The following is a 25,946-nucleotide window of genomic DNA, read 5'->3' on the forward strand; positions in this document are numbered from 1 at the left end:
CTGTGACTGTGAGTCATAACAAAGAAGGAAAAGACTAGTTGTAACAAACTGGTCTTTTTGATTGACAACAGCTGATTTCGAAAGGATATATCCTTTTGAAATATGATTTTTTATGTTAAAATAGAGTACTAGATTAATTTGATAGAATTGGGGTGTTTGCGTGCGTTGTCCGAAATGTAATTATAATAAATCAAGTGTTGTTGATAGTCGTCAAGCCGAAGATGGAAATACGATTAGACGTCGCCGAGAATGTGAAAAATGTCATACAAGATTTACGACTTTTGAACGTCTTGAAGAACTCCCATTACTCGTGGTAAAAAAAGATGGTACTCGTGAACAGTTCTCGAGAGATAAAATTTTAAATGGTGTCGTTCAAAGTGCACAAAAAAGACCAGTTTCTAGTACTGATATCGAAAATTTGATCTCTCGTATTGAGCAAAAAGTTCGTGCAAATTACGAAAATGAGGTCTCAAGCACAGCTATTGGGAATCTGGTCATGGAAGAATTGGCGGAGTTAGATGAAATAACCTATGTTCGTTTTGCTAGTGTCTACAAAAGTTTTAAGGACGTGGACGAAATTGAAGCATTATTGCAACAAATTACTAACCGTGTCCGTGGAAAAAAGAAGAGTAGTATAGATGATGAAACCCATTGATACTTTTTATTACATCAAACATAATCAGGTACAAGTAAATGTAGGAAGTCTCATACAACTTTATTTCCCTATTATTGGTGGGGATGCTTTTGCACTCTATCATTACTTCACGCAATTTTTTGATAACGGCAGCAGAAGTCATAAATTGACAGAAGTTTTAAATCACTTGCAATTTGGAATGCCGCGGTTAGAAGAAGCTCTTTCCTTATTGACAGCTTTAGATTTATTATCTCTATATCAATTTTCAGATCATTACTTAATAAAAATTAATCCTCCATTGGACAAGGATACTTTCTTGTCAAATCCGGTATATAAAAGCTTGTTAGAAAAGGAAATTGGAGAATTAGCTCTTAGCGACATGATGATGACGGTGCCTTATGAAGCCCGTGAAATGTCTAAATCTTTTTCGGAAGTCTTTGGATCAAAAATCACAACAAGTGAGGCAATGACAAAGGCAAAAGCTTATGTACCAAAAATTCACTTCGATCTGGATAGTTTCAAAAATCTAATGATCAGGGACGGCCTTCAGTTTGAGGATGAAAAGAGTGATATTGTTCAATTATATTCCCTTATGGAACAATACAAAATGACCTGGTTTGATCTTTATCAATTGGCTAAAGAAACGGCCATAAATGGTAAAATAGCACCGTCAAGACTTCTAGTCAAAAAACAAGAAAGCCAACATATATCAGTAGATACTGCTCAGTTTACGGCTGCAGAGCAAATTATTCTTAAAGAAGCTAAGAATGATACAGCTCTTATTTTTCTAGAAAAGATAAAAAATGCTAGACATGCAAGGGTGACCAAAGATGAAAGAGAACTCTTAATTTCTTTGGCAAAAATGAATTTTTTAGATGAAGTTATCAATGTCATGGTTCTTTATACCTTCAATAAAACCAAGTCAGCTAACTTGCAGAAAAATTACCTCTTAAAAATAGCAAATGATTTTTCTTATCAAAGAGTTACTCGAGCAGAAGATGCCATTTTAAAAATGCGAACTTTTGAGGAACGTAAGTTACAAAGCACAGCTTCCACCAAGAAAGTAACTAAAAGCAACGTCCCGGCATGGAGTAATCCGGATTACAAAGAATCCACAAGTCCGGAGCAGCAAGCAGAGCTAGACCGTTTCAAAGAAGAAGCACTAAAACGATTAGAAAATTTAAGTAAAGGCGGTGAATAAATGGAAAAGATTGGAAACACCATCAGTAAGTTGCATCAAGCTAATCGAGGAAATTCCGAACAGCTTATTGAAAACATTCTGTCAGATCCAGAGGTCGCTGACTTCATTTCAAGCCATCATTTGACCCAAGATGAGATCCGTCTCAGTTTATCCAAGTTTAATCAGTTTTTAGTTGAAAGACAAAAATATCAAACGAATGATAATGCATACATTGCTAAGGGATATGCCCCGATTTTAGTCATGAATGAGGGGTATGCGGATGTTTCATATCTTGAAACCAAGGAATTGATCGAAGCTAAAAGGAAAGCTGCTATTTCCGAACGGATTAATCTGGTTAACTTGCCTAAATCGTATCGACATATTAAGATGTCAGATTTTGATATTAATAATGCCAGTCGTATGCGCGCCATGTCAGAAATTTTAGATTTTGTGGAAAATTATCCAAGTGCAGGGCAAAAGGGACTTTATTTATATGGCGATATGGGTATTGGCAAATCCTATATGATGGCAGCAATGGCTCGTGAGTTGTCCGAGAAAAAAGGTGTTTCAACAACACTCTTGCACTTTCCAACATTTACCATTGATGTGAAAAATGCGATTTCTTCTGGATCTGTCAAGGAAGAAATTGATGCTGTTAAAAGTGTACCAGTTTTAATTTTAGATGATATTGGTGCCGAACAAGCCACATCCTGGGTGCGAGATGAAGTCTTGCAAGTTATTTTACAATATAGAATGTTAGAAGAATTACCGACCTTTTTCACTTCTAACTATAGTTTAAGTGATTTAGAAAGAAAATGGGCTAATATTAAAGGAAATGACGAGACTTGGCAAGCTAAGCGAGTCATGGAACGTGTTCGCTATTTGGCGCGTGAGTTTCACTTAGAAGGTGTTAATCGTCGTTGATGAGAAATGTTTAGGTCATTCATTGAATGAGAAAAGAGAAGGAGAATCATGGTTTTACCTACAGTTGCCATTGTTGGACGTCCAAATGTTGGCAAGTCCACACTATTTAACAGAATTGCAGGAGAACGCATTTCCATCGTCGAAGACGTGGAAGGTGTAACACGTGACCGGATTTATGCGACGGGAGAATGGCTTAACCGTAAGTTTTCGATAATAGATACTGGTGGTATTGATGACGTTGATGCACCGTTTATGGAGCAAATTAAGCATCAAGCACAGATTGCTATGGACGAAGCGGATGTCATTGTATTTGTAGTATCTGGTAAAGAAGGTGTAACGGATGCTGACGAGTATGTAGCAAAAATGCTCTACCGAACGAATAAGCCTGTTATTTTAGCGGTTAATAAGGTTGATAATCCAGAAATGCGTAATGATATTTATGATTTTTATGCACTTGGATTAGGAGATCCTTACCCAGCTTCATCTGTTCATGGTATTGGTACTGGTGATATATTAGATGCTATCATCGAAAAGTTACCAGTTGAAGAAGAAGAAATTAATGATAATACCATACGTTTCAGTTTGATTGGACGTCCAAATGTTGGTAAATCAAGCTTGATAAATGCCATCCTTGGTGAAGAAAGGGTCATTGCTAGTCCAGTAGCTGGAACGACACGTGATGCTATAGATACACATTTTACAGATCAAGATGGCCAAGAATACAATATGATTGATACAGCAGGTATGCGTAAATCTGGTAAAGTATATGAGAATACTGAAAAGTATTCAGTTATGCGTGCTATGAGAGCCATTGATCGTTCGGATGTTGTTCTATTAGTCATTAATGCGGAAGAGGGGATTCGGGAATACGATAAGCGTATTGCAGGCTTTGCTCATGAAGCCGGAAAAGGGATGATTATTGTCGTAAACAAATGGGATTTACTTGAAAAAGACAATCATACTGTGGCAAAATGGGAAGCTGATATTCGCGACCAATTCCAATTTCTATCATATGCACCGATTATTTTTGTATCGGCACTTACCAAACAACGTCTGAATAAATTACCAGAATTGATTAAAAAAATTAGTGAGTCTCAGAATAAACGTATCCCATCTGCTGTACTTAATGACGTTATTATGGATGCTATCGCTATTAATCCGACGCCAACTGATAAAGGCAAACGTCTTAAAATTTTCTATGCTACCCAAGTATCCGTTAAACCGCCGACATTTGTTATTTTTGTAAATGAGGAAGAATTGATGCACTTTTCATACCTTCGTTTCTTAGAAAATCAGATTCGTGCAGCTTTTACCTTTGAAGGAACACCAATTCATTTGATTGCACGGAAACGCAAATAAGGTAGCTTAATTAAACTGCTTTTGCCATTGAGGTTTGAGTTTTTCTCGGCCTCTTTTTTGATGTAAACCTTTTGTAAAAATAAGATTTTTTAGAGTATTCCTCTTCTAAATTTGTTATAATTGAGGGATAAGGAAAAGGTAGGAGAAGTATGGCTAGATTAATTCCAGGACGTATCAGAAATCAAGGAATTGACCTTTTTGATAAAGGTCTTGTCTCCATTAATCATGAAAAAAAGGGTTTGATTAGTGCCCAAGTTGATTCTTACCAAGTCAGCTATGGTATTGAGGACAGTATGATTTCATGTCAGTGTTCTTTTTTTGAAACTAAAAAATATTGTCAACATATTGCGGCATTAGAACATTTTATGAAAAATAGTCAAGAAGGTAAAACCCTATTGACACGGTTAACTGACCAAAATAAAGAAAAAGATGAAGTAGACAAAATGACATCCTTTGGAAGTTTATTTCTAGACTCTTTAAAGATGAATGAGGATGATACAATTTCCTATAAACTTTCAGCAGTTGGTAGTAGGAGCCCCTTTTCATCAGATTTTTGGTGGAGTTTAAAAATCAAGCGTCTACCTGATCAAAGAACTTATGTAATCCGTGATATTAGAGGCTTTTTATCAATTGTGGAGAAAGAGGGCTATTATCAGATTGGAAAAAATTACTATGAACCTCTGTCATTAATTCAATTTGATATAGTAAGTCAGGAACTCATCCAATTTTTATGGCGTCTTGCACCAAATTTTGAAAAAACTGAAAATAGTCTCTTATTCCCCAATCATGCAAGAAATCTTTATTTGCCCTGCGGTTTTTTTGAAGAAGGCATCCGCTTGCTAACAGACTTAGAAGATTTTTCATTTGAAGGGCCACAAAAAACTTACTCACACGTTTGGGTAAGACCTTTAGATAATCAATTCGATTTATTTTGTTTCCATGTAGAAGTTCATCGAAAATCCATTGAATTGCAGATTAAAGAAAAAGCGATGCAATTTTTGTTTGATAATGAATATATCTTATTTCAGGATACCTTTTATCACCTTGATTTAAAACAACGGAAAATGGTAGCCGCGATTAGGAGTTTACCGATTCAAGCCGATTTGACAAAACATGTCCATTTTGACTTAGATGATCAGGCAAAGTTGGCAGCAAGTTTACTTGATTTTAAGGAGTTAGGGACTGTTACGGCACCAAAAAGTTTTGATATTAGAGATTTTGATGTCACCTTTCAGTTTTCCTTAGAAGATGCAAAAACGATACAGTTGCAGTTAATCTTTGATTTTGGAACTATCCAAGTTAGGGGTAAAGCAGATTTGGATCAGTTGCCATTTGCTAGCAACTACAAAAAAGAAGAGAAAATTTATCGTTCCTTGAAACAGTTTGGTTTTAGAGGTCATTTTATTTCCCGCTATGAGTTTCATGATGCCCATGATCTTTTTGATTTTTTCATGCAAACATTGCCTCATTTTGAAACCTTGGGTAAGGTCACAATAACAGAACAATTGGAAGCTTTAAGATTTACCCAATCCCCTCAGATAATAGTTGATAAAATGGGGAGCCTTTTAGATATTTCTTTTGATTTTTCAAGTGTATTTGAAAGTGATATTGATCAAGCGATGAGGGCACTTTTATCCAATAAACCGTATTTCGTTAGTGAAAAAGGTCAATTAGTTATCTTTGATGATAATACTCAAAAAATTAGTAAATCGTTGCAAGAATTGCGGGCCAAACAAGGATCAAATGGCCATATACAAGTAGATGGTATTGCTGCTCTCCAGGTGACGCAAATGTTTAATGGCATGGAAAATGTTCAATTGACCCAAGAAATTGCGGAACTTGTGATGGATTTGACCCATCCAGAGAATTTTGACCTACCAAAGCTGTCAGTTAATGCTACCCTTAGGGATTACCAAATTCATGGTATTAAATGGATGTCAACGTTGGATAAATATGGTTTTGGAGGTATCCTAGCAGATGATATGGGATTAGGTAAAACGTTGCAGACCATTACTTTTTTGGCAACGAAAATGACTTCGGAAACAAAAGTCCTTATTTTGACGCCGTCCAGTCTTTTGTATAATTGGTTGGATGAATTTGAAAAATTTTTACCACAATCAGACGTTGCAGTGGCTTATGGCTTAAAGCAATATCGTGATCAAGTTATTTCTGAAAATCATCAAATTACGATAACCAGTTATGCCTCTTTTAGGCAAGATTTCGACCGTTATCAAGATGATACTTTTGACTATTTGATTTTAGATGAAGCTCAGGTAATTAAAAATGCACAAACTAAAATTGCCCAAAGTTTAAGACATTTTAATGTTAAAAATTGTTTTGCACTTTCTGGGACGCCAATTGAAAATAAATTATTAGAAATTTGGTCCATTTTCCAAATTGTATTACCAGGTCTTTTACCTTCAAAAAAAGACTTTCAAAAAATGAAGGCAAAAGAAGTGTCAAAACGGGTTCGTCCATTTGTTTTACGTCGGAAAAAAGAAGATGTTTTACCGGAATTACCTGATTTAATTGAAATCACTTATACCAATGAAATGTCTGATGATCAAAAGGCGATTTATTTGGCACAATTGCGTCACATGCAAGATCGCATTAAAAATGCCTCAGATGCTGATATTAATAGACAAAAAATTGAAATATTATCAGGGATAACACGTTTACGTCAAATTTGTGATACCCCTAGTCTTTTTACGGAATATGATGGTGATTCTGGCAAATTAGAAAGCTTAAGGACACTATTACTACAAGTTAAAGAAAATGGTCATAGAGCATTGATATTTTCACAATTTAAAGGCATGCTAGAAATTGCTGAAAAGGAATTAGAAGAGATGGGATTGAATTCCTACAAAATAACGGGTTCAACTCCTGCAAATGAAAGACAGGAAATGACAAGAGCTTTCAATAATGGCTCGAAAGATGCTTTTTTGATTTCTCTAAAAGCTGGAGGTGTTGGACTAAATTTAACGGGGGCGGATACTGTTGTTCTGATTGATTTATGGTGGAATCCAGCTGTAGAAATGCAGGCCATCAGCCGTGCTCATCGCATTGGGCAAGATGACAATGTCGAAGTCTATCGTCTCATTACGCGAGGAACTATTGAAGAAAAGATCCTTGCCTTACAAGAAACAAAACGTAACTTAGTCACAACTGTTTTAGATGGTGATGAAAGTAGAGCTCACTTAACTGTTGAGGATATAAAAGAGATATTGGGAATCTCGTAAATATAGTAAAGAATAACATCTTAGCATTTACTCTAAGATGTTATTCTTTTTTTAAAAAAGAGTCTATTTTACTCTGGAAAAAATGGGATTAGCCTGATGGATTTTAAATAGTAAGGTAATGTATATTATCCAAGAAAACATAAATAGCACCATTTTAACTAAAATACTATGATCAGTATATGGACTGTTCCATGCAATATGAAGGAAGATAGGACAAAGGATAAAAAGATTAATAGCCCATTTTTGAGCTTTGGACTGCTGTTTCAAAAAGTAACTTCCAATCATCAAACTGGTCATCAACCAATGAGTAGCAAGTCCGAATTCAACTCTGGAAAATGCTTCAGTTATTGGAGATTGTTTGTCAACTATTGCTGCAATCAAATAGGTATAATCTTCGGAGATTTGAAAACCGAGTCCAACAGCTAGTCCAATAATTAGACAATGCCAAATATTATGAATTTTTGCAAGAAGTATGATAATGATTGCAAGTAAGAATTTTAGGACTTCTTCAAATAATGGTGGCGAAATACTTGGTGTCCAGTTCTTGATGAAATCTGAATGTGGGAAAAGCTGATTTAAAAGATTAGTGACATTGATATTAATCCAACCAGAAATTTGTCCAATGACAAAAATACCAAAGAATAGTGACATAAAAAACCAAATTAGAGAAATCTTTTTCTTGTAAAGAAATAGAATGCTCATGAAAGAGAGAGGCAGAATATAAGAAATGAGTAATATTCCAATTGCTGTAAATAAAGTTTGAAGCCCTCCTTTATCTAAGTTGAGCTGTAGCAATATTAGCAATTCTTGAAAAATCCTATAGGTTGAGAGAATCACAAGTGTGAAAAAAATACATTTGTTTTTCATAAATCCTCCGATTAAACAGCTATTATAAAATAACGAACTATGCTTAAACCTAATATATCAGCGATTGTATGTGATAGAAATATAGGATAGAGATTTTTGGATTTATTATTATAAAACCAAAAGTAGGTTATTCCGAGAAAAAGACCAATTCCAATTGCTGATAAGAGCCCTTGGTAGGTATGAAAAGAGATTCTGATGATTAACGAAAGAACAAAAATGAGCTTTTTTGCCTTTGGGATAATATAATTACAGATACCAATAAAAAATAATTCTTCATAAACACCATTTAATACAGCATAAAGTATTAAAGGAAAGTTTTTAAATTGGAGAATAATGTGCTTAACCCCCTCAGAGAAATTCCAGGGATAATAAAAAAGGGCATTTCGGAAATTTTCATCCAGAATAAAAAATAAGAGGTCCATCATTATAGCTAAAGTCAGAAATAGGAATAAAGCTATTGCAGTTGATTGTAGAGAAAACTGACACTGCCACTGTCTAAAATCAAATCTTCTAAAGTAAAGATAAGTGAGAGCAATTAGAATTAAAATTCCTTGAAAAATAATCATTTGAAAATTTTGAAGACTGCTAGTATAAGTTAAAGTTGAATCACCTAAACCTTTAGTATTTAAAAAGGATAAAGTAGATGAATAAATTGCTTGTCCGAATAAAATAATAGTTAAAATAATGACATCTACTATTTGTAAGTATTTTAGTTTTTGCAAAAGTTATGCCTCCAAATATTTATTTTTAGAGATATAATAATCTAATAAACTTAAACTAAAGTTAATTAAAAATTACAAAAATAACGAATTTTATCATAAATATTCTAAAAACCTTTTCAGATGCCAATTTTTAAGGGAATATTTTGAAAAATAATAGTATTTAGTTTATAATAGGGAATGCTATAGGAAGGTTGGATCAATTATGGTGAAAAATCAATTTCCACTTGTTGCTGATGATATGCCAGTGATTGAAAGTGGACGTCAAATGAATCTTTATGAAAATGAAGATCTTATTTCAAATATTCACGGCTTTTATCAAGACAAAGACTATAATGATGTGACTAGAGACTATCAACCAACATCACAACTACAAGCGGACTCATTTAATAATGGTCGTCAAGCTGTTATTGATGCAGGGCGAAGCTACGCTGAAGAAGCAAGAAAAAAAGCACGTCAAGATTTAAAAGAAAAACGCCAAGCTTATTTATCTAAAGAGCTATCTTATAATCCTAAGCAATCATTTCAAAAGTCAAAAGTGGAGAATCCAGCTGAACAGAGGACAAGACTTCGTCCTGAAAATAAATGGAGCCGATTAACACAAAAATTAGGTCAAGATTCTTATATCTTGGCAGAGCTTCCAAAGCAACAGCCAGAACCAAATACTGCTGCTGATAAGAAACAAGCTAAAAATAATTATGATTTTTTGAAACGAAGTCAAATATATAATAGTCAAGAAACCAGAATACAAAGAGAAAAAAGTATAGCACAAGAACTGAATTTGACCCGATTAGATGGCGTTAATTAAAACAAGTTTTTGGTACTAAATTTACAAGGAGTTAGAATGTCGTCAAAAACCTATCATTTTATTGGGATTAAAGGGTCAGGAATGAGTGCTTTGGCACTGATGTTACACCAAATGGGCCATAAAGTTCAGGGAAGTGATGTTGAAAAATACTATTTTACGCAACGTGGACTTGAAAAAGCAGGGATTGAGATTAAACCATTTAACAAGGATAATATATCGGAGGAAATGGAATTAATTGCAGGAAATGCTTTCCGAAAAGACAATAATGAAGAGCTTGCATATGCTATTGATAATCACATTCCATTCAAAAGATACCATGAATTCTTAGGGGATTTCATGAAACAATTTATCAGTTTTGGAGTTGCTGGAGCACACGGGAAGACGTCAACAACAGGTCTGCTTTCTCATGTCTTAAAAAATATTACAGATACTTCATTTCTAATTGGTGATGGTACTGGCCGTGGATCAGCAAATGCACAATATTTTGTTTTTGAATCTGATGAGTATGAAAGACATTTTATGCCATATCACCCAGAGTATTCTATCATTACAAATATTGATTTTGACCATCCAGATTATTTTACTGGGATTGATGATGTATTCTCTGCCTTTAACGATTATGCAAAACAAGTCAAGAAAGCTTTATTTGTTTATGGTGAAGATGAGGAACTTAAGAAAATAAGTGCAAACGCTCCTATCTATTATTATGGATTTGAAGACTATAATGATTTTGTAGCCTACGATATTACAAGAACAACCAATGGTTCAGATTTCAAAGTCAAACATAAGGATAATGTTATTGGATCATTCCACGTTCCTGCCTATGGTAAACATAACATTTTAAATGCGACAGCTGTAATTGCCAATCTTTATATCGCTGGCATTGACATGGATTTAGTTGCCAAACACATGTTAACCTTTTCAGGAGTTAAACGTCGTTTTACAGAAAAAATAATTAATGAAACCATTATTATTGATGACTTTGCCCATCATCCAACAGAAATTGTTGCGACGATAGACGCAGCAAGACAAAAATACCCAAGTAAAGAAATTGTGGCCATTTTCCAACCACATACGTTTACGCGGACAATCGCTTTGCTGGATGATTTTGCCCAAGCCTTGAATGAAGCTGACAGTGTCTATCTAGCTCAAATCTATGGCTCTGCGCGTGAAGTTGATAAAGGTGAGGTAAAAGTCGAAGATTTAGCGGCTAAAATCATCAAACCATCTAAAGTGGTAACTGTTGAAAATGTTTCACCTCTCTTAGATCATGATAATGCTGTTTATGTCTTTATGGGAGCTGGAGATATTCAATTGTATGAACGCTCATTTGAAGAACTCTTAGCTAATTTAACACATAACAATCAATAAAGAAATCCTGCCAATGGCAGGTTTTCTAGTAAAGAGGAATAACGATGCAAATTAGACATGTCAGAGAAGAAGACTGGCGGACTGTTTTTGCTATTGAAAGTAGCAATTTTTCTGAATCTGAAGCTGCGACTGCTACAGTTATTGAAGAAAGAACACGTGTCATTCCAGACACATTTCTAGTTGCGGAACTAGATCAAAGAGTAGTTGGTTACATTGAGGGACCTGTTGTTAAAGAGCCGAAATTAGTGGATTCCCTTTTTCATGGTGCTTGTCAAAACCCTGAAACAGGTGGTTTTGTTGCTGTGACTAGCTTGTCTATTGATCAAGCTTACCAAAAGCAAGGTATCGGAACAGCCTTAATAGCAGCTTTAAAAGATTTAGTCATTTTACAAGAGCGTCAAGGAATCGTTTTGACTTGTCATGATTATCTCATTGCATACTATGAAATGAATGGATTTGAGAATTATGGTTTGTCTGAATCAGAACATGGTGGTAGCGTCTGGTATGACATGGTTTGGAAAAACCCTCAGCTCTTGTCATCTGAATGAGAAAGCTTTATTAAAAATGAGTAACAAATATAAGAATTAATTGCTTTTAGAAGGTATTTGGGTTATAATTGCGATTGATTATGTTTAGGAGGAGTTGCTTTGACCGATGTAAAGGACGATGGGCAGAAAACTCAAAAAACGATGAGCTTTAAAGAGCACATTTTAGCTGAGTTAGAAAAAGCTAATCAAATTCGAAAAGAAAAAGAAGAACTATTAAAGCAAGGATTAGAAGAAGAAGAACTTCGTATCAAAGAAAAAGAAGCTCAAGAGGCAGCTAAGCGTACACTTGAGTTGTATAGAGAATATCAAGAAGAGGATTTGAAATCACGTCAAGCGCAAGTATATGATGATAATCAGGAAAAGCTTGTGAATGAGACAAGATCAGAAGAGGTTGATAAAGATAAGCAACCTGAGTCAGATATTCCAACAAGTGATACTTCAGATGCCAGTAATGCAAAGGACAAGACGATCTCTGATACTTATTCTAATCCTATTGACAAAAATAGGAGAGGTGACTCTCTTGAAGAAAAAGATTTTTCTGAAACGATTCCCTTCACACCCATAACAATCTTGGACCAATCCCAGTTGGGAAATCTGGAAGAGGTTCAGCATGGTGAAGAAATGGAACAAAATGACTCTAATCAATCTGAAGGTGATGTTGATCATGACAGAGTGACTAATAAAGAGAATCAGGGTTCAGAAAATCCTTTGCTGAGAGCACAATCTTCAAAACGTCATAGAGCAGACCGAGTGGCAAAAAAGATTTCGATGATGCTGATATCATCTATTCTCATTTTGATTATTCTTGGTGGTCTCTTGGCAACTCTTTTTGTTTATAATGCTGTTAATCCAGTAGATAAAAAAGATGATAAATATGTTCAAGTTGAAGTTCCAATGGGATCTGGGAATAAATTAATTGGTCAACTCTTAGAAGAAAAAGGCCTCATTAAAAGTGGTACCGTTTTTAATTTTTTCACAAAATTTAAGAATTATGGTAACTTCCAAAGTGGTTACTATAACTTCCAAAAGAGCATGTCTTTAGAGGATATTGCTAAAACATTACAAAAAGGTGGGACGGATAAACCGACCAAACCAGCACTAGGTAAGATATTAATTACTGAGGGATCAACAATAAAGCAAATGAGTGTTGCTATCTCAAACAATGTTAATACGAAAACAACTAAAGATAAGACCCCATTTAGTGCAAAAGAATTCTTAGATACGGTTCAAGATGAAGCTTTTATTAAAGAGATGGTTAAAAAATACCCTCGTCTCTTATCAAGCATACCTTCAAAATCAGAAGCAATTTATCAATTAGAAGGCTATCTTTTCCCGGCGACTTATAACTATTATAAGGAAACAAGGATGAAAGATTTAATTGATGAGATGTTGGCGACGACTGATGCAACCTTGTCACCTTACTATGAATCAATTGCAACTAGTGGAAAAACTGTCAATGACGTTTTGACCTTAGCTTCATTAGTGGAAAAAGAAGGTTCAACAGATGGCGATCGACGAGATATTGCGAGTGTCTTTTACAATCGTTTGAACAATGGTATGGCTCTTCAATCTAATATTGCTATCTTGTATGCAATGAATAAGCTTGGAGATAAGACAACACTTGCAGAAGACGCTTCTATTGACACCACAATTAAATCCCCCTATAATATCTATACTAATACTGGTTTAATGCCTGGTCCAGTTGCTAGTCCAGGGCTGTCAGCAATTGATGCTACCATTAAACCTACTAATACTGACTATTTATACTTTGTAGCAAATGTAAAAACTGGAGAAGTCTTCTATGCCAAGACTTACGAGGAACATTCAAAGAATGTTGAAAAATATGTCAATAGTCAAATTCAGTAAAACAAACATGGTGCAACTGCATCATGTTTGTATTTCTGAAATCAAATAAGAGAAAAGAGAGAACAAAAATGGCTGAAAAAACCTACCCAATGACAAAAGCTGAAAAAGAACAATTGGAAAAAGAATTAGAGGAATTAAAATTAGTCCGTCGCCCTGAAGTGGTAGAACGTATTAAGATTGCTCGATCATATGGAGATTTATCTGAGAACTCAGAATATGATGCAGCAAAAGATGAGCAAGCATTCGTTGAAGGTCAAATTTCGACATTAGAGACTCAAATTCGCTTTGCTGAAATTATTGATAGTGATGCCGTTGCAAAAGATGAAGTTGCAATTGGGAAAACAGTAGTTGTACAAGAAGTTGGAACAACTGATAAGGATACCTATCACATTGTTGGTTCTGCTGGTGCAGATATCTTTTCAGGAAAAATTTCAAACGAAAGCCCTATTGCTCAAGCCTTAATCGGCAAGAAAAAAGGAGATATCGCTGATATTGTTTCACCGGCTACTACTTATCAAGTAGAAATCATTAGTGTTGAAAAAACAAAATAAAGAGGTTGCTGGCAAACAGCGCTTTTTTATTGTCAAAAAGACCTCCCAAAATATTTTGGGAGGTCTTTATCATAGGCATAACCTAGCGATTTTTTTGTTTTCCGGCGTTACGATTTTTTCGATTCGTATTCGCTTTTGTAGAAATAGCTTGATTCTTTGAAGGTGTAACATCTTTTCGAGTTGATCCTGCTTTAGATGCTTTTGGTGGATTGTTTTTAAATTCTTCTTCAATTTGTTGACGAAGTTTTGGTTTTAAAACATAGGTTGTAATTAATTGTTGAATAATACTGAAGAAACCACCGACCAACCAATATAGTCCTACGCCCGCAGGTAAACTTAGCGTCATAAAAATCATCATAATTGGCATGGTATACATCATGGTTTTCATTTGCGCACGTTGTTCTTCTGCTACAGCTTGCATAGACAACCATGATTGGAAATAGTAGAGAACTGCAATAATTCCAGTTAAAACAAGGCTGCGACTTCCTAAATCAATTCCCATGAAAGTACTTGTAGAAATACCTTTAGTGTGTAGAGCGGCAAAGTACATGGCAGAGAAGAAAGGCATTTGAATCAATAAAGGAAGACATCCCATACCACCTAGCATATTGATACCATTTTCACGCTGTGCAGCCATTAATTCTGTTTGAGCGGCTAACTTTTCTTCTTGAGTTGTAGCATTTTTCATCTTTTGATTAATGGGATCAAAGATAGGTTTTAAAAATGCCATTTTTTCAGATTGGTAACTTGCTTTCCAAGATTGGTATAAGCCAAGCGGTAAAATCAATGTTCGCACAATAATGGTTACAATAATAATCGCAAGTCCAAAACCTAGACCAACATTATTAGCAAAATAGTTGATAAAATAAGACATTGGTTTGCCAAGTAAGTCCCAAATAATCCCTTTTGGATTGCCATGCGCATCACGGCCAACACACCCTGTTAAGGTAAACAGAATAGAGAGTGCTAGACCCGAAAAGAGAATACGATTTAATTTAATTTTCAATGTTATAATCCTTTTACATTTTAATATACTTATCTATTTTACTTTTTTTTCTTCAATTTAACAATACTTCCGTAGGCTGATTTTTAATTGGACATTTTAAAGTCATGAAAGTCTTTGAAGTTATCCATTTTAACGTCAACATAGGTTACTTTGGCCCATTTTGACGGTCCTTTACGAATTTCTTGAATAAACTTAGCCATCTTATCGGAGTTCTGTGATTGGGCTAATATTTCTACAGTACCATCATCATTGTTCCATACTCTACCATAGATATTACCAATTTCTAAGGCCAAAGCATAAGTGGAATAACGAAAGCCTACGCCCTGCACTTTTCCTGATACAATTATGCGTACTTTTTTCATAGGGGCCTCCTTTTTGTTCTATTATACCATAGTTCTATCCTCTAGATTCTTTGTACCCATTACTTAGAGTCAGTGAAATCTATGGTATAATGAAAGCATGATAATAAGTTCTAAAGCCAATCCAATAATTAAAAAAACAAAGAAGCTTCTTCAAAAAAAACATCGTAAAAACTCCTATTTGATTGAGGGGTGGCATCTCTTTGAAGAAGCACAAAAATCAAAACAGCCTATTTTATCAGTCTTTCTAACAGAAGAACTTGAAAACTTTAAAAATAGTGAATGCCCTATCTATATTGTGACACCAGAGGTTCTGAAAGAATTAACAGAATCTCCAAGTCCGCAAGGCATTGTAGCTGAAATTGCTATGCCGGATTCTCCGCTGCCACTTAGCCAAAAAGGGAAGTATCTTTTGCTAGAAGATGTGCAAGATCCTGGAAATTTAGGAACGATGATTCGAACGGCAGATGCAGCCTGTTTTGATGGGGTCATTTTATCAGAAAAAACAGTTGATCTTTACAATCAAAAAACCCTAAGGTCTATGCAAGGGAGTCATTTTCACCTTCCAGTTTGGCGAACAGATGTTTATAGCTTTTGTCAAACCATTCAGTCTAATGGAGTACCAGTTTTGGCAACAACCCTATCTAAGGACTCTATTGATTATAAAGCTCTGCCTCAAAATGATTCTTTTGTATTAGTAATGGGGAATGAAGGGCGAGGTATCAGTGATGAGATGGCTGCGCTTGCCAATCAACTGGTCCATATTAACATGCCTGGTCAGGCAGAAAGTTTAAACGTTGCCGTAGCCGCAGGCATACTTATTTTCAGCTTGATTTAAGGGATTATGTTATAATGTTCCTACGAGGTGAAATCTATGGAATATAATCAAGACCAAGAATTTATGGAACTCGTTGGACAATTGATTGAACACCCCAGATTTCAAAAATTAGAGTCAATTGTCCAACATCACCATTCAACTCGCTTTGAACATTCAATTAATGTAGCATATACAAGTTATAAACTGGCCAAACGTTTTGGTTGGGATGAAAGAAGTACGGCACGAGGAGGCTTGCTTCATGATTTCTTCTATTACGACTGGCGAGTTACCAAATTTAAAAAAAGTCATGCATGGGTTCATCCCAGAATAGCCTTACGTAATGCTAAAAAATTGACAGATATTAACAAGCGAGAAGAAGATATTATTTTGAAACATATGTGGGGAGCAACGGTTGCTTTTCCTAGATATAAGGAAAGTTATATTGTCACAATGGTCGATAAGTATTGGGCTGTGAAAGAAGCTGCAACTCCAATGCGAAACCGTTGGGCAAATCGCCGTTTGTTTAGAAGGAAAACCCTCAATAGTCATAATCGTTAAAAGGAGATTGCAATAATGAATGATAATGTTATTTATACTGAAACCGATGCTGGATTGAATCGTTTCTTTGCTAAAATATATAGTTTAGTGGGAATGGGAGTTGGCTTGTCAGCTTTTGTCTCTTATCTCATGTTGTTCCCATTTAGAGAAAATTTAATCTCTATTATTTCACAACATCCCTTTGTATATTATGGTGCAGCGGCTGTGGAATTGATTTTAGTTTTTATAGCTAGCTCTGCAGCACAGCGTAATACGCCAATGGCATTACCATTATTCCTAATCTATTCTGCATTAAATGGTTTTACGTTAAGTTTTATCATTGCAGCTTACACTGGAACAACTGTATTAGAAGCTTTTGTCTCTTCAGCAGCGGTCTTCTTTGCAATGGCCTTTATTGGTGCCCGTGTAAAGAAAGATTTATCAGGTATGCGTAAAGCAATGATGGCTGCCTTGATTGGTATTATTTTGGCTAGTGTCATCAATATTTTTATGGGTAGTGGTACGATGAGTTTTATTATTAGTATCATATCCGTCCTCATTTTTTCAGGATTGATTGCTTCTGATAACCAAATGATTAAACGTGTCTATGAGGCAAATAATGGTCAAGTTGGTGATGGTTGGGCAGTAGCGATGGCATTAAGTCTCTATCTTGATTTTATCAACTTATTTATTAGCTTACTTCGTATCTTTGGAAGAAATGATTAATAAGAACGGAAGTCAGTCTTCACTTTTGAAGACTGGCTTTTTATCTTGTCTTTCATTTAAGCATTGTGTTATACTATTTCTAATATTTTGAAGATTGGAAAAACAAAGCATGAAAAAACCGTTCATCAGCAAAGAAAAACTAGAAGATATGACGTCACAATACCCAACTCCCTTTCATCTATATGATGAAGCTGGAATTAGACAAAAAGCTCGAGAGGTGAACAAGGCTTTTTCTTGGAACAAGGGCTTTAAGGAATATTTTGCAGTAAAAGCAACACCAACCCCAGCCATCTTGAAAATATTACAAGAAGAAAACTGTGGTGTTGATTGTGCAACAGAAGTTGAATTAATGATGAGTCACGAATTGGGATTTAAAGATATTATGTTTTCTTCCAACAATACCCCGGCGCGTGAATACCAATATGCTCAAGAAGTTGGTGCGACAATTAATTTGGATGCCTATGAACAGATTGCTTACCTCGAAGAGACGAGTGGTCTTCCTGAAAAAATTTCTTTGCGCTATAATCCAGGTGGCGTTTTTGCTTTAGGAACAGATATCATGGATCATCCTCAAGATTCTAAATTTGGGATGACTAAAGAACAACTGTTTCAAGGTTATAAAGAACTAAAAGCTAAAGGTGTTAAGGAATTCGGCATTCATTCATTCCTTGCTTCTAATACTGTTACCAATGATTACTACCCCCAACTAGCTCGTCAACTTTTTCAATTAGCGGTTCAAATAAAAGAAGAACTTGATATCTCTCTAAGTTTTATCAATTTATCTGGAGGAATTGGTGTCAATTATTTACCAGACCAAAAAGAAAATGATATTGCTCAAATTGGTTTAGGTGTAAAAAAAGCATTTGAAGAAATTCTTGTACCAAATAATCTCGGTCACATCAGTATTTACACTGAGTTGGGACGATTTATGTTGGCTCCGCACGGCCATTTGATAACGCGAGTTCTTCATCGCAAAAAAACCTATAAAGATTATATCGGAGTAGATGCTTCAGCAGTCAATTTGTTAAGACCTGCAATGTATGGTTCTTATCATCACATCACAAATATTTCTAATCCAGATGGAGAAGTTGAACTGGTAGATGTGGTAGGCTCGCTTTGTGAAAATAATGATAAGTTTGCCAAGGACCGTGAATTACCTCAAGCGAGGCCTGGAGACTTATTAGTCATTCATGATACGGGAGCACACGGCTTTTCAATGGGGTATCAGTATAATGGGCGCTTGCGTTCTGCTGAAATGTTGCTTGAGGAATCGGGACAAGTTAGAATGATTAGACGTGCAGAAACCCCAGAAGATTACTTTTCAACTATCAGAGGTTTTGAGTTTTAATGAGTATAAAAAGAGAGTCTGATTGATATTGTTGTTTGTCAATTAGTATGAAATTTGGTATAATAGGTAGACTAAAAAACGAGGAGAAATTTTATTATATGTCTACAGCTATTTGGATTTTATTAATTGTACTTGCATTAATTGGTGGCTTATTTGGAGGGGTTTTTATTGCCCGTAAACAAATCGAAAAAGAAATCGGAGAACACCCACGTTTAACACCTGAAGCCATTCGTGAAATGATGAGTCAAATGGGTCAAAAACCAAGTGAAGCTAAAATCCAACAGACTTACCGCAATATTGTCAAACAATCTAAGGCTGCTGCAGCTAAAGGGAAATAAAAACCAAATTGGATTTTGGTGAAGTGAACAGTCATTGATGAGAAAGTTTTATAACTTTTTATTTCGAGTAGAGTTGTCAACTGTTCAGAGTTCAAAGAAAAACTCAGTTGGCTTTTTCCAACTGAGTTTTTTAGTGTCAATTAGGAAGTAGAAAAAATGGACAATAGACCGATTGGTTTTCTTGATTCTGGTGTAGGGGGCTTAACAGTTGTTCGAGAATTGATGAGACAACTGCCTCATGAATCTATCGTGTACGTGGGAGATTCTGCTAGAGCTCCTTATGGCCCAAGACCTGCAGATCAAATCAGGGAATTTACCTGGGAGCTTGTTAATTTCTTACTGACCAAAAATGTAAAGATGATCGTTTTTGCTTGTAATACAGCGACAGCAGTTGCTTGGGAAGAAGTCAAAAATGCTCTTTCTATACCTGTTTTGGGTGTTATTTTACCAGGCTCTAGCGCAGCCATTAAGTCAACGACCTCAGGAAAAGTAGGAGTCATTGGGACACCCATGACAATTCAATCAGATATATACCGCCAAAAAATTCAGTTGTTGGCCCCACAAATTGAGGTTTTGAGTTTGGCTTGTCCCAAATTTGTTCCTATTGTTGAGTCTAATGAAACAAAATCAAGTGTGGCTAAAAAGATTGTTTATGAGACCTTGGAGCCTCTTGTTGGAAAAGTAGATACTTTAGTACTGGGATGCACCCACTATCCCTTGCTTCGCCCTATTATCCAAAATGTGATGGGATCACAGGTTACCTTGATTGATAGTGGAGCAGAATGCATTCGAGATATCTCAGTTCTATTGAACTATTTTCAAATTAATGCTAGTCGTGAAGAAAAGAAAGCAGACAATCTTTTTTTTACCACTGCTGGCACCGATACTTTTAAAGAAATTGCCAATGCATGGCTAGAAGAATCTATTGATGTGGAGCATACGGATTTATGAGTGAAAAAATCTATGAGTATAAAGATGACAAAAACTGGTTTATCGGAAAATGGCAAGGTTATAATACCATCAAAAGATTAGGTCAGGGCATAAGTCAGGACTTGGACAGCTTATCAAGTCGTTTATCACAGTTTAATACCAATGATATTGAAGACAATTGGGAAAGCTTTGGTTATGATGTTGTCATTGTGACAAAAGACCAAGAATCAGATGTAGAGTTAGTAGCATTTGTACTTGATATGATAAACCAGGAATGTCACCGTCATTTACGTGTCACACATTTCCAAGGTGCACATTTAATTGTTGAAGATGACAAACTGTACGATATCTTTTTACCAAAATCTGGCATCTCGGCAGATGCCTTTCAAGACGACAATAAACTGATGTGGGATGATACTATACTGATAGCAACCCATAATAAAGGAAAGACCAAGGAATTTGCGGAATTATTTGGCCAATTAGGTTACAAGGTTCAAGATTTAAATGATTTTCCAGATTTACCAGAAGTTGAAGAAACAGGCATAACATTTGAAGAAAATGCTCGTTTAAAAGCTGAGACCATTTCAAACCTTACGGGAAAAATGGTTATTGCTGATGATTCAGGATTGAAGGTTGATGTTTTAGGTGGTCTCCCTGGAGTTTGGTCTGCTCGTTTTTCTGGACCAGAAGCTAATGATGATAAAAACAATGCTAAATTACTGCATGAATTGGCAATGGTTTTTGATCAGAAAGCACGCTCTGCGCAATTTCACTCCACCTTGGTTGTAGCTGCACCTGAAAAAGAAAGTTTAGTGGTGGAAGCGGATTGGCCTGGTTATATTGCCTTCCAACCAAAAGGAGATAATGGTTTTGGTTATGACCCCTTATTTATAGTAGGTGAAACAGGAAAACATGCTGCTGAACTCTTACCTGAAGAAAAAAATCAAATATCGCATAGAGGTTTAGCCTTTAAGAAGCTAATGGAGGTATTTCCAGAATGGCAAAGAAAACAACAATAATCGTTATGAGTGATTCTCATGGTGATCGTGAGGTTGTTGAGTCTATAAAAAACCGTTATTTAGATCAAGTGGATGCTATTTTTCATAACGGTGACTCAGAATTAAGAAGTACAGATCCCATCTGGGATGGCATTCATGTGGTTGCCGGAAACTGTGATTATGACAGTTCATATCCTCAAAAACTAGTTGTTCAATTAGACTCCTATGTGATTGCACAGACACATGGTCATCTCTATAACATCAATTTTACTTGGGATAAATTGGATTATTTTGCAAGAGAAAGCCAAGCTGATATTTGTTTATATGGGCATTTACATCGTCCGGCTGCTTGGCAGATTGGGCAGACCATTTTTGTTAATCCAGGTAGCGTTTTGCAACCTAGAGGTGACATCAATGAAAAATTATATGCGAAGATAGAAATGACAGAAAAAACCATAACTGTTGATTATTTTGACCTTAATCATTCTCTTTACCCTTCGCTTTCTAAGGAGTTTGAGCGATGATTGCTAAAGAATTTGAAAGCTTTATTTTGCAACACTTAGATAGTTATTTAATTCCTGCAGATGATTTAGCTATTTTTATTGATACTCATAATTCAGATCATGTCATGTTAATTTTGGTTAGTAATGGATTTTCAAGAGTACCAGTCATTTCAAAAGATAAAATTTTTAAAGGTACTATTAGTATTTCAGATATTTTAAATTATCAAGCTAAACATCAGTTAACAGACTGGGAGTTAAATCAAACCGACATTGGAGAAATGGTAAATACCAAAATAGAATCCATTTCCTTCAAATCCAGTTTAACCCTCATTATGCATAAATTGGTGGAATATCCCTTCTTACCAGTTGTTGATGATGAGAATCATTTTATTGGGATTATTACCAGAAAGTCCATTTTGAAAGCTGTCAATAGTCTCTTGCATGATTTCACTAATGATTACACAATAGAGAAAAAGCATGATTAAACACATAGAAGCATTTCTGGCTAGCAAAACTATTTCAGAGAATACCTTAAAATCCTATCGTTATGATTTGAATCAATTTTTGACGCTCATCGACCATAAGTTAAGCGATGAGAAATTAGTTCTTTATCAGAAGAGTTTGAATCATTTAAGTGCTTCTGCAAAAAAACGCAAGTTTTCCACTGTAAATCAATTCTTACATTATTTATACAAAGTTAATGTTACAGATCGTTTTTTTGAGCTATCAGGAAAAGTGTCCTTGCCTTCAACCAAAGTGCCTTTCACTTATCAGCTTGATGACAAGCGCTTTTACCAAAAAACACAACATCCCAGTGGACAACTGATTGCTTTACTTATTTTAGAATTGGGTCTTCTTCCAAGTGAACTGTCAAAGCTGCGCCTTTCAGAAATTGATCTGGATTTTCAGTTAATTCGTGTGGATAATGGGTCAACTGTAAAAGTGTTATCTTTTTCTCAAGCTTTTTTAAAACACTTAAGCGAAATGGAAGTTGGTTCGACATACCTTTTTGAGAATAAGGGGAAACCCTACTCAAGACAGTGGTTTTTCAATCAACTAAATGCTTTTTTGCTTGAAATTGGATATGACCAGCTGTCTGCCCAATCCTTACGAGAACAATTTATTATCAGGGAAAAAGAGAAAGGGACTTCGCTGATGGAGCTTACACAAAAACTTGGGTTGAAAAGTCCCATCACACTAGAAAAATATTATAGACTCTAATGGATATAAAAATAAACGATTTCGAAGGACCCCTTGATTTGCTCCTTCACCTTGTGTCAAAATACCAAATGGATATTTATCAAGTGCCAATTGTTGCAGTCATAGAACAGTATTTGGCCTATATTGAGACCTTGCAGGCTATGAAATTAGAAGTTGCGGGGGAATATATGGTCATGGCTAGCCAACTCATGTTAATAAAAAGTCGAAGACTTTTACCAACTATTACTGAAGTGAGTAGCGAGGAACTTGATCCAGAAGAAGACTTGCTTAGTAAAATTGAAGAATACAGTCGCTTCAAAGAACTCAGTCAGCAATTGGGATATCAACATGATCAGAGGGCCTTACTTTTTTCAAAACCAAAACAGGAACTCATTTTTGAGGATGCTGTACTAAATGAAGATAAAAGTATTACGGACCTTTTCTTAGCTTTTTCAAAGATTATGGCCATTAAGCAAGAGGAAGTCAAAAACAATCATACTGTTATTGAGAGAGATGATTTTCGTATTGAGGATATGATGGATCATCTAGACACAGTTCTAAATGCTAAAACAGAGATAACACTTTCGGAAGTTTTTAAAGATTGTACGTCCATAAATGAAGTCATCACCATGTTTTTAGCAACCTTAGAGTTAATCAAGATTCAAGCAGTGACAGTATTCCAAGAGGATAATTTTTCTGACATTATTTTAAGAAAGGAGAGCAGATGACATCTTATTTAGCACAAATTGAGGCCTTGTTATTTGTGGCTGGTGAAGAAGGCCTTTCCTTGAGAAGTTTAGCTTCCATGATAAATGTCAGTCCAACAGCTATTCAACAGCAACTCGAAAAACTAGCTGAAAAATATCAAGAGGATGATCAATCTGCTATATGCTTATTAGAGACTTCTCAAACCTATAAATTAGTTACTAAGGAAGAACATGCTTCATTGCTTAGAGATTTTGCCAAAGCTCCCATCAATCAAAGCCTTTCTAGAGCGACTTTAGAAGTTTTATCTATTATTGCATACAAACAACCCATTACCCGACTTGAAATCGATGAGATTAGAGGTGTGAATTCAAGCGGAGCTTTAAGTAAATTAATTGCCTTTGAATTAGTCAAAGAATCTGGAAAAAAAGAAGTAGTTGGAAGGCCAAATCTCTACGTGACTACAGATTATTTTCTAGATTTCATGGGAATTAACCACCTAGATCAATTGATTGATGTCTCAACAATAGAGATTCAAAATCAAGAGACTGCACTTTTTCAAAATAAAGATTAAAGTGCCTCATAGCGTCATAGAAAAGAGTAATTATGAGAATCAATAAATATATTGCACACGCCGGAGTTGCTAGCAGACGAAAAGCAGAAGAGTTGATAAAACAAGGCTTGGTAACTTTAAACGGCCAAGTGGTTAGCGATTTAGCGACAACAGTGAAATCAGGAGATACCGTTGAAGTTGAAGGAAGCCCCATCTATAATGAGGAGAAGGTCTACTATCTCTTAAATAAACCACGTGGTGTCATTTCCAGTGTCTCGGACGATAAAGGCCGTAAGACAGTCATTGATTTATTACCACAAGTCAAAGAACGTATCTACCCAGTTGGTCGATTAGATTGGGACACCTCTGGCTTATTGATTTTAACAAATGATGGTGATTTCACAGATAAAATGATCCATCCTAGAAATGAAATTGATAAAGTTTATTTGGCCCGAGTCAAAGGCATAGCCACAAAAGATAATTTACGTCCCTTAACTCGAGGGGTCGTTATTGATGGCAAAAAAACAAAGCCTGCGCGTTATAACATTATCCGCGTAGAGGCAGACAAGAACCGTTCCATCGTAGAATTAACGATTCATGAAGGTCGTAACCACCAAGTTAAAAAAATGTTTGAATCCGTTGGTTTAATTGTTGATAAATTATCAAGGACACGTTTTGGGACACTTGATTTAACAGGACTACGTCCTGGAGAATCAAGAAGACTGAACAAAAAAGAAATTAGTCAACTGCACAATGCAGCCGTAACAGATAAATAATGAAAAGTATTATTATCAATTTTGTCAGACTCTATCAAAAATGGATTTCGCCATTATTTCCCCCCTCTTGTCGCTATCGACCGACTTGCTCAACCTACATGATTGAGGCAGTGGAAAAACATGGGATCAAGGGTGTCTTAATGGGGATTGCACGTATCCTTCGGTGTCATCCCTTTGTTGAAGGTGGTGAAGATCCAGTACCAGATGAATTTACATTGAGAAGAAATCCCCAAAAAGGAAAAAAATGAAATTTTTTCTTAATTTTATCTTCAAAATGATTGACATGAGTTATCAAAGTGTTATAATAACAAATAAGAATTCGTTGGTTTAAATCAAACCTGTTATGATTTAAGGTAACGAATCACCACCAACCACATTGTTTGCTGAGATTGACTCCGGGCAGTGTGGTTTTTTAATGTTTAAAAAAAGTGAGAATTAAAATGCCAGTTGATGTTGAAAACCTAACTTATAGAGAAAGAAAATCCAAAAACCATGTTGTCTTGTTTGAACCTCAAATTCCACAAAATACCGGGAATATTGCAAGAACCTGTGCTGCCACAAATGCCCCTTTACATATTATAAAACCTATGGGCTTTCCCATTGATGATCGCAAAATGCGACGTGCCGGCTTAGATTATTGGGATAAATTAGATGTCAGATTTTATGATAGTTTAGATGATTTTGTTGAAAAATGTGACGGCAAACTCCATTTAATTAGTAAATTTGCTGAAACCGTATATTCAGATGAACGATTTGATGATGGGGAAAATCATTATTATTTATTTGGTCGAGAAGATAAAGGCTTGCCAGAAACATTTATGAGAAAGCATCCCGAAAAGGCCTTACGTATCCCAATGAATGATGAGCATGTTAGAAGTCTCAATCTCTCAAACACTGTATGTATGATTGTTTATGAAGCCTTAAGGCAACAATCCTTTGAGGGCCTCGAGTTAACGCATACCTATGCCCAAGATAAGTTGAAATAAGAAACTAGATAAAAGAGTAATGCTAAGAATCTTTAGCTTCTTTGATACAGAAAAATTTGAGTAATAGTCACTTTATTTTAAGGTCAATGATAAATGAA

General features: G+C 35.5%; 29 protein-coding genes. 25 read left to right on the forward strand and 4 right to left on the reverse strand.

What is annotated here, in order from left to right:
• Nucleotides 1–160: 160 nt before the first annotated feature.
• The 5 genes from nrdR (at nt 161) to DQM95_RS02470 (ending at nt 7,336) form a co-directional block, all read left to right on the forward strand.
• The gene (nrdR, locus tag DQM95_RS02450; RefSeq protein ID WP_012657916.1) at nt 161–655 is read left to right on the forward strand and encodes a transcriptional regulator NrdR; all 495 of its coding nucleotides are present in this window, start codon (nt 161–163) and stop codon (nt 653–655) included.
• Entirely contained in the window at nt 639–1,835 is a 1,197-nt protein-coding gene (locus tag DQM95_RS02455) for a replication initiation and membrane attachment family protein (RefSeq protein ID WP_037592455.1), read from the forward strand. The genes nrdR and DQM95_RS02455 overlap by 17 nt, the downstream gene beginning before the upstream one ends.
• Nucleotides 1,836–2,738, forward strand: a complete 903-nt coding sequence (dnaI, locus tag DQM95_RS02460) for a primosomal protein DnaI (RefSeq protein ID WP_012657918.1) — start codon at nt 1,836–1,838, stop codon at nt 2,736–2,738.
• Nucleotides 2,739–2,786: 48 nt separating this feature from the next.
• Nucleotides 2,787–4,097 (forward strand): ribosome biogenesis GTPase Der, encoded by a 1,311-nt coding sequence (gene der, locus DQM95_RS02465; protein WP_037592454.1) that lies wholly within the window; start codon nt 2,787–2,789, stop codon nt 4,095–4,097.
• 149 nt (nt 4,098–4,246) lie between these two features.
• Nucleotides 4,247–7,336 carry a DEAD/DEAH box helicase gene (locus DQM95_RS02470; RefSeq protein WP_037592453.1) on the forward strand — a complete coding sequence of 1,030 codons (3,090 nt, stop codon included), beginning with the start codon at nt 4,247–4,249 and terminating at the stop codon, nt 7,334–7,336.
• Nucleotides 7,337–7,399: 63 nt separating this feature from the next.
• Here the strand turns inward: DQM95_RS02470 and DQM95_RS02475 are convergent, their stop codons facing one another.
• Together DQM95_RS02475 and DQM95_RS02480 are read right to left on the reverse strand one after the other, a co-directional pair.
• Nucleotides 7,400–7,987, reverse strand: coding sequence for a PrsW family glutamic-type intramembrane protease (locus DQM95_RS02475; protein WP_111673078.1), 588 nt, complete (start codon nt 7,985–7,987; stop codon nt 7,400–7,402).
• A 227-nt stretch (nt 7,988–8,214) separates the two neighbouring features.
• Complete coding sequence (locus tag DQM95_RS02480; RefSeq protein ID WP_037592451.1) at nt 8,215–8,925, reverse strand: CPBP family glutamic-type intramembrane protease; 711 nt, start codon at nt 8,923–8,925, stop codon at nt 8,215–8,217.
• A gap of 202 nt (nt 8,926–9,127) precedes the next feature.
• Between DQM95_RS02480 and DQM95_RS02485 the strand changes: the two genes are divergently transcribed.
• The 5 genes from DQM95_RS02485 (at nt 9,128) to greA (ending at nt 14,066) form a co-directional block, all read left to right on the forward strand.
• Nucleotides 9,128–9,730: a hypothetical protein gene (locus DQM95_RS02485; RefSeq protein WP_037592450.1), complete on the forward strand. Its 603-nt coding sequence runs from the start codon at nt 9,128–9,130 to the stop codon at nt 9,728–9,730.
• A 36-nt stretch (nt 9,731–9,766) separates the two neighbouring features.
• Nucleotides 9,767–11,101, forward strand: coding sequence for a UDP-N-acetylmuramate--L-alanine ligase (murC, locus tag DQM95_RS02490; protein WP_012657924.1), 1,335 nt, complete (start codon nt 9,767–9,769; stop codon nt 11,099–11,101).
• A gap of 44 nt (nt 11,102–11,145) precedes the next feature.
• A complete protein-coding gene (locus DQM95_RS02495) occupies nt 11,146–11,649 on the forward strand; it encodes a GNAT family N-acetyltransferase (protein WP_012657925.1) in 504 nt (167 codons plus the stop codon).
• Between the two features lie 99 nt (nt 11,650–11,748).
• Nucleotides 11,749–13,515, forward strand: coding sequence for an endolytic transglycosylase MltG (mltG, locus tag DQM95_RS02500; protein WP_037592449.1), 1,767 nt, complete (start codon nt 11,749–11,751; stop codon nt 13,513–13,515).
• A gap of 68 nt (nt 13,516–13,583) precedes the next feature.
• On the forward strand, nt 13,584–14,066 hold the full coding sequence (greA, locus tag DQM95_RS02505) for a transcription elongation factor GreA (RefSeq protein WP_012657927.1): 483 nt from the start codon (nt 13,584–13,586) through the stop codon (nt 14,064–14,066).
• Nucleotides 14,067–14,148: 82 nt separating this feature from the next.
• Here greA and yidC read toward each other — a convergent pair whose 3' ends face one another.
• Together yidC and DQM95_RS02515 are read right to left on the reverse strand one after the other, a co-directional pair.
• Nucleotides 14,149–15,072 (reverse strand): membrane protein insertase YidC, encoded by a 924-nt coding sequence (yidC, locus tag DQM95_RS02510; protein ID WP_037592448.1) that lies wholly within the window; start codon nt 15,070–15,072, stop codon nt 14,149–14,151.
• An 83-nt stretch (nt 15,073–15,155) separates the two neighbouring features.
• Entirely contained in the window at nt 15,156–15,434 is a 279-nt protein-coding gene (locus DQM95_RS02515) for an acylphosphatase (protein ID WP_012657929.1), read from the reverse strand.
• Between the two features lie 97 nt (nt 15,435–15,531).
• Here DQM95_RS02515 and DQM95_RS02520 point away from each other — a divergent pair, with 97 nt between their 5' ends.
• From DQM95_RS02520 to DQM95_RS02595, 15 genes are all read left to right on the forward strand, one after another.
• On the forward strand, nt 15,532–16,269 hold the full coding sequence (locus DQM95_RS02520) for a TrmH family RNA methyltransferase (RefSeq protein WP_012657930.1): 738 nt from the start codon (nt 15,532–15,534) through the stop codon (nt 16,267–16,269).
• Nucleotides 16,270–16,305: 36 nt separating this feature from the next.
• Nucleotides 16,306–16,806 carry an HD domain-containing protein gene (locus tag DQM95_RS02525; protein WP_012657931.1) on the forward strand — a complete coding sequence of 167 codons (501 nt, stop codon included), beginning with the start codon at nt 16,306–16,308 and terminating at the stop codon, nt 16,804–16,806.
• A gap of 15 nt (nt 16,807–16,821) precedes the next feature.
• Nucleotides 16,822–17,511, forward strand: coding sequence for a Bax inhibitor-1/YccA family protein (locus DQM95_RS02530; protein WP_012657932.1), 690 nt, complete (start codon nt 16,822–16,824; stop codon nt 17,509–17,511).
• 109 nt (nt 17,512–17,620) lie between these two features.
• The gene (locus DQM95_RS02535) at nt 17,621–18,859 is read left to right on the forward strand and encodes a diaminopimelate decarboxylase (protein ID WP_012657933.1); all 1,239 of its coding nucleotides are present in this window, start codon (nt 17,621–17,623) and stop codon (nt 18,857–18,859) included.
• Nucleotides 18,860–18,957: 98 nt separating this feature from the next.
• Nucleotides 18,958–19,197, forward strand: a complete 240-nt coding sequence (locus DQM95_RS02540; RefSeq protein WP_012657934.1) for a YneF family protein — start codon at nt 18,958–18,960, stop codon at nt 19,195–19,197.
• Nucleotides 19,198–19,353: 156 nt separating this feature from the next.
• Entirely contained in the window at nt 19,354–20,148 is a 795-nt protein-coding gene (gene racE / locus DQM95_RS02550) for a glutamate racemase (RefSeq protein WP_037592447.1), read from the forward strand.
• Nucleotides 20,145–21,146 (forward strand): nucleoside-triphosphate diphosphatase, encoded by a 1,002-nt coding sequence (locus tag DQM95_RS02555; RefSeq protein ID WP_111685929.1) that lies wholly within the window; start codon nt 20,145–20,147, stop codon nt 21,144–21,146. Before racE ends, DQM95_RS02555 begins: the two co-directional genes overlap by 4 nt.
• Nucleotides 21,125–21,649 (forward strand): metallophosphoesterase, encoded by a 525-nt coding sequence (locus tag DQM95_RS02560; RefSeq protein ID WP_012657937.1) that lies wholly within the window; start codon nt 21,125–21,127, stop codon nt 21,647–21,649. Before DQM95_RS02555 ends, DQM95_RS02560 begins: the two co-directional genes overlap by 22 nt.
• The gene (gene cbpB / locus DQM95_RS02565) at nt 21,646–22,113 is read left to right on the forward strand and encodes a cyclic-di-AMP-binding protein CbpB (RefSeq protein ID WP_012657938.1); all 468 of its coding nucleotides are present in this window, start codon (nt 21,646–21,648) and stop codon (nt 22,111–22,113) included. Before DQM95_RS02560 ends, cbpB begins: the two co-directional genes overlap by 4 nt.
• On the forward strand, nt 22,106–22,849 hold the full coding sequence (gene xerD, locus DQM95_RS02570; RefSeq protein WP_037592446.1) for a site-specific tyrosine recombinase XerD: 744 nt from the start codon (nt 22,106–22,108) through the stop codon (nt 22,847–22,849). Before cbpB ends, xerD begins: the two co-directional genes overlap by 8 nt.
• Nucleotides 22,849–23,556 (forward strand): segregation/condensation protein A, encoded by a 708-nt coding sequence (locus tag DQM95_RS02575; protein ID WP_037592445.1) that lies wholly within the window; start codon nt 22,849–22,851, stop codon nt 23,554–23,556. Before xerD ends, DQM95_RS02575 begins: the two co-directional genes overlap by 1 nt.
• Nucleotides 23,553–24,107: an SMC-Scp complex subunit ScpB gene (scpB, locus tag DQM95_RS02580; RefSeq protein WP_037592443.1), complete on the forward strand. Its 555-nt coding sequence runs from the start codon at nt 23,553–23,555 to the stop codon at nt 24,105–24,107. The genes DQM95_RS02575 and scpB overlap by 4 nt, the downstream gene beginning before the upstream one ends.
• Nucleotides 24,108–24,139: 32 nt before the next feature.
• Nucleotides 24,140–24,862, forward strand: a complete 723-nt coding sequence (locus tag DQM95_RS02585; protein ID WP_012657942.1) for a pseudouridine synthase — start codon at nt 24,140–24,142, stop codon at nt 24,860–24,862.
• A complete protein-coding gene (gene yidD / locus DQM95_RS02590; RefSeq protein WP_012657943.1) occupies nt 24,862–25,110 on the forward strand; it encodes a membrane protein insertion efficiency factor YidD in 249 nt (82 codons plus the stop codon). The genes DQM95_RS02585 and yidD overlap by 1 nt, the downstream gene beginning before the upstream one ends.
• 192 nt (nt 25,111–25,302) lie before the next feature.
• Nucleotides 25,303–25,848, forward strand: a complete 546-nt coding sequence (locus DQM95_RS02595; RefSeq protein WP_012657944.1) for a tRNA (cytidine(34)-2'-O)-methyltransferase — start codon at nt 25,303–25,305, stop codon at nt 25,846–25,848.
• The last annotated feature ends 98 nt before the right edge of the window (nt 25,849–25,946 follow it).

Source organism: Streptococcus uberis (genome assembly GCF_900475595.1).
In the GTDB taxonomy this organism is placed as follows: domain Bacteria; phylum Bacillota; class Bacilli; order Lactobacillales; family Streptococcaceae; genus Streptococcus; species Streptococcus uberis.

Bases quoted from the DNA above. Each gene is read 5' to 3' on its own strand.
- scpB (WP_037592443.1), top strand. From the start codon at position 23,553: ATGACATCTTATTTAGCACAAATTGAGGCCTTGTTATTTGTGGCTGGT.
- dnaI (WP_012657918.1), top strand. From the start codon at position 1,836: ATGGAAAAGATTGGAAACACCATCAGTAAGTTGCATCAAGCTAATCGA.
- yidD (WP_012657943.1), top strand. From the start codon at position 24,862: ATGAAAAGTATTATTATCAATTTTGTCAGACTCTATCAAAAATGGATT.
- racE (WP_037592447.1), top strand. From the start codon at position 19,354: ATGGACAATAGACCGATTGGTTTTCTTGATTCTGGTGTAGGGGGCTTA.
- DQM95_RS02595 (WP_012657944.1), top strand. From the start codon at position 25,303: ATGCCAGTTGATGTTGAAAACCTAACTTATAGAGAAAGAAAATCCAAA.
- der (WP_037592454.1), top strand. From the start codon at position 2,787: ATGGTTTTACCTACAGTTGCCATTGTTGGACGTCCAAATGTTGGCAAG.
- DQM95_RS02525 (WP_012657931.1), top strand. From the start codon at position 16,306: ATGGAATATAATCAAGACCAAGAATTTATGGAACTCGTTGGACAATTG.
- xerD (WP_037592446.1), top strand. From the start codon at position 22,106: ATGATTAAACACATAGAAGCATTTCTGGCTAGCAAAACTATTTCAGAG.
- DQM95_RS02555 (WP_111685929.1), top strand. From the start codon at position 20,145: ATGAGTGAAAAAATCTATGAGTATAAAGATGACAAAAACTGGTTTATC.
- DQM95_RS02530 (WP_012657932.1), top strand. From the start codon at position 16,822: ATGAATGATAATGTTATTTATACTGAAACCGATGCTGGATTGAATCGT.
- DQM95_RS02540 (WP_012657934.1), top strand. From the start codon at position 18,958: ATGTCTACAGCTATTTGGATTTTATTAATTGTACTTGCATTAATTGGT.
- DQM95_RS02515 (WP_012657929.1), bottom strand. From the start codon at position 15,434: ATGAAAAAAGTACGCATAATTGTATCAGGAAAAGTGCAGGGCGTAGGC.
- greA (WP_012657927.1), top strand. From the start codon at position 13,584: ATGGCTGAAAAAACCTACCCAATGACAAAAGCTGAAAAAGAACAATTG.
- DQM95_RS02495 (WP_012657925.1), top strand. From the start codon at position 11,146: ATGCAAATTAGACATGTCAGAGAAGAAGACTGGCGGACTGTTTTTGCT.
- DQM95_RS02475 (WP_111673078.1), bottom strand. From the start codon at position 7,987: ATGTCACTATTCTTTGGTATTTTTGTCATTGGACAAATTTCTGGTTGG.
- DQM95_RS02535 (WP_012657933.1), top strand. From the start codon at position 17,621: ATGAAAAAACCGTTCATCAGCAAAGAAAAACTAGAAGATATGACGTCA.
- DQM95_RS02585 (WP_012657942.1), top strand. From the start codon at position 24,140: ATGAGAATCAATAAATATATTGCACACGCCGGAGTTGCTAGCAGACGA.
- DQM95_RS02575 (WP_037592445.1), top strand. From the start codon at position 22,849: ATGGATATAAAAATAAACGATTTCGAAGGACCCCTTGATTTGCTCCTT.
- DQM95_RS02485 (WP_037592450.1), top strand. From the start codon at position 9,128: ATGGTGAAAAATCAATTTCCACTTGTTGCTGATGATATGCCAGTGATT.
- DQM95_RS02455 (WP_037592455.1), top strand. From the start codon at position 639: ATGATGAAACCCATTGATACTTTTTATTACATCAAACATAATCAGGTA.
- murC (WP_012657924.1), top strand. From the start codon at position 9,767: ATGTCGTCAAAAACCTATCATTTTATTGGGATTAAAGGGTCAGGAATG.
- cbpB (WP_012657938.1), top strand. From the start codon at position 21,646: ATGATTGCTAAAGAATTTGAAAGCTTTATTTTGCAACACTTAGATAGT.
- DQM95_RS02560 (WP_012657937.1), top strand. From the start codon at position 21,125: ATGGCAAAGAAAACAACAATAATCGTTATGAGTGATTCTCATGGTGAT.
- DQM95_RS02470 (WP_037592453.1), top strand. From the start codon at position 4,247: ATGGCTAGATTAATTCCAGGACGTATCAGAAATCAAGGAATTGACCTT.
- DQM95_RS02520 (WP_012657930.1), top strand. From the start codon at position 15,532: ATGATAATAAGTTCTAAAGCCAATCCAATAATTAAAAAAACAAAGAAG.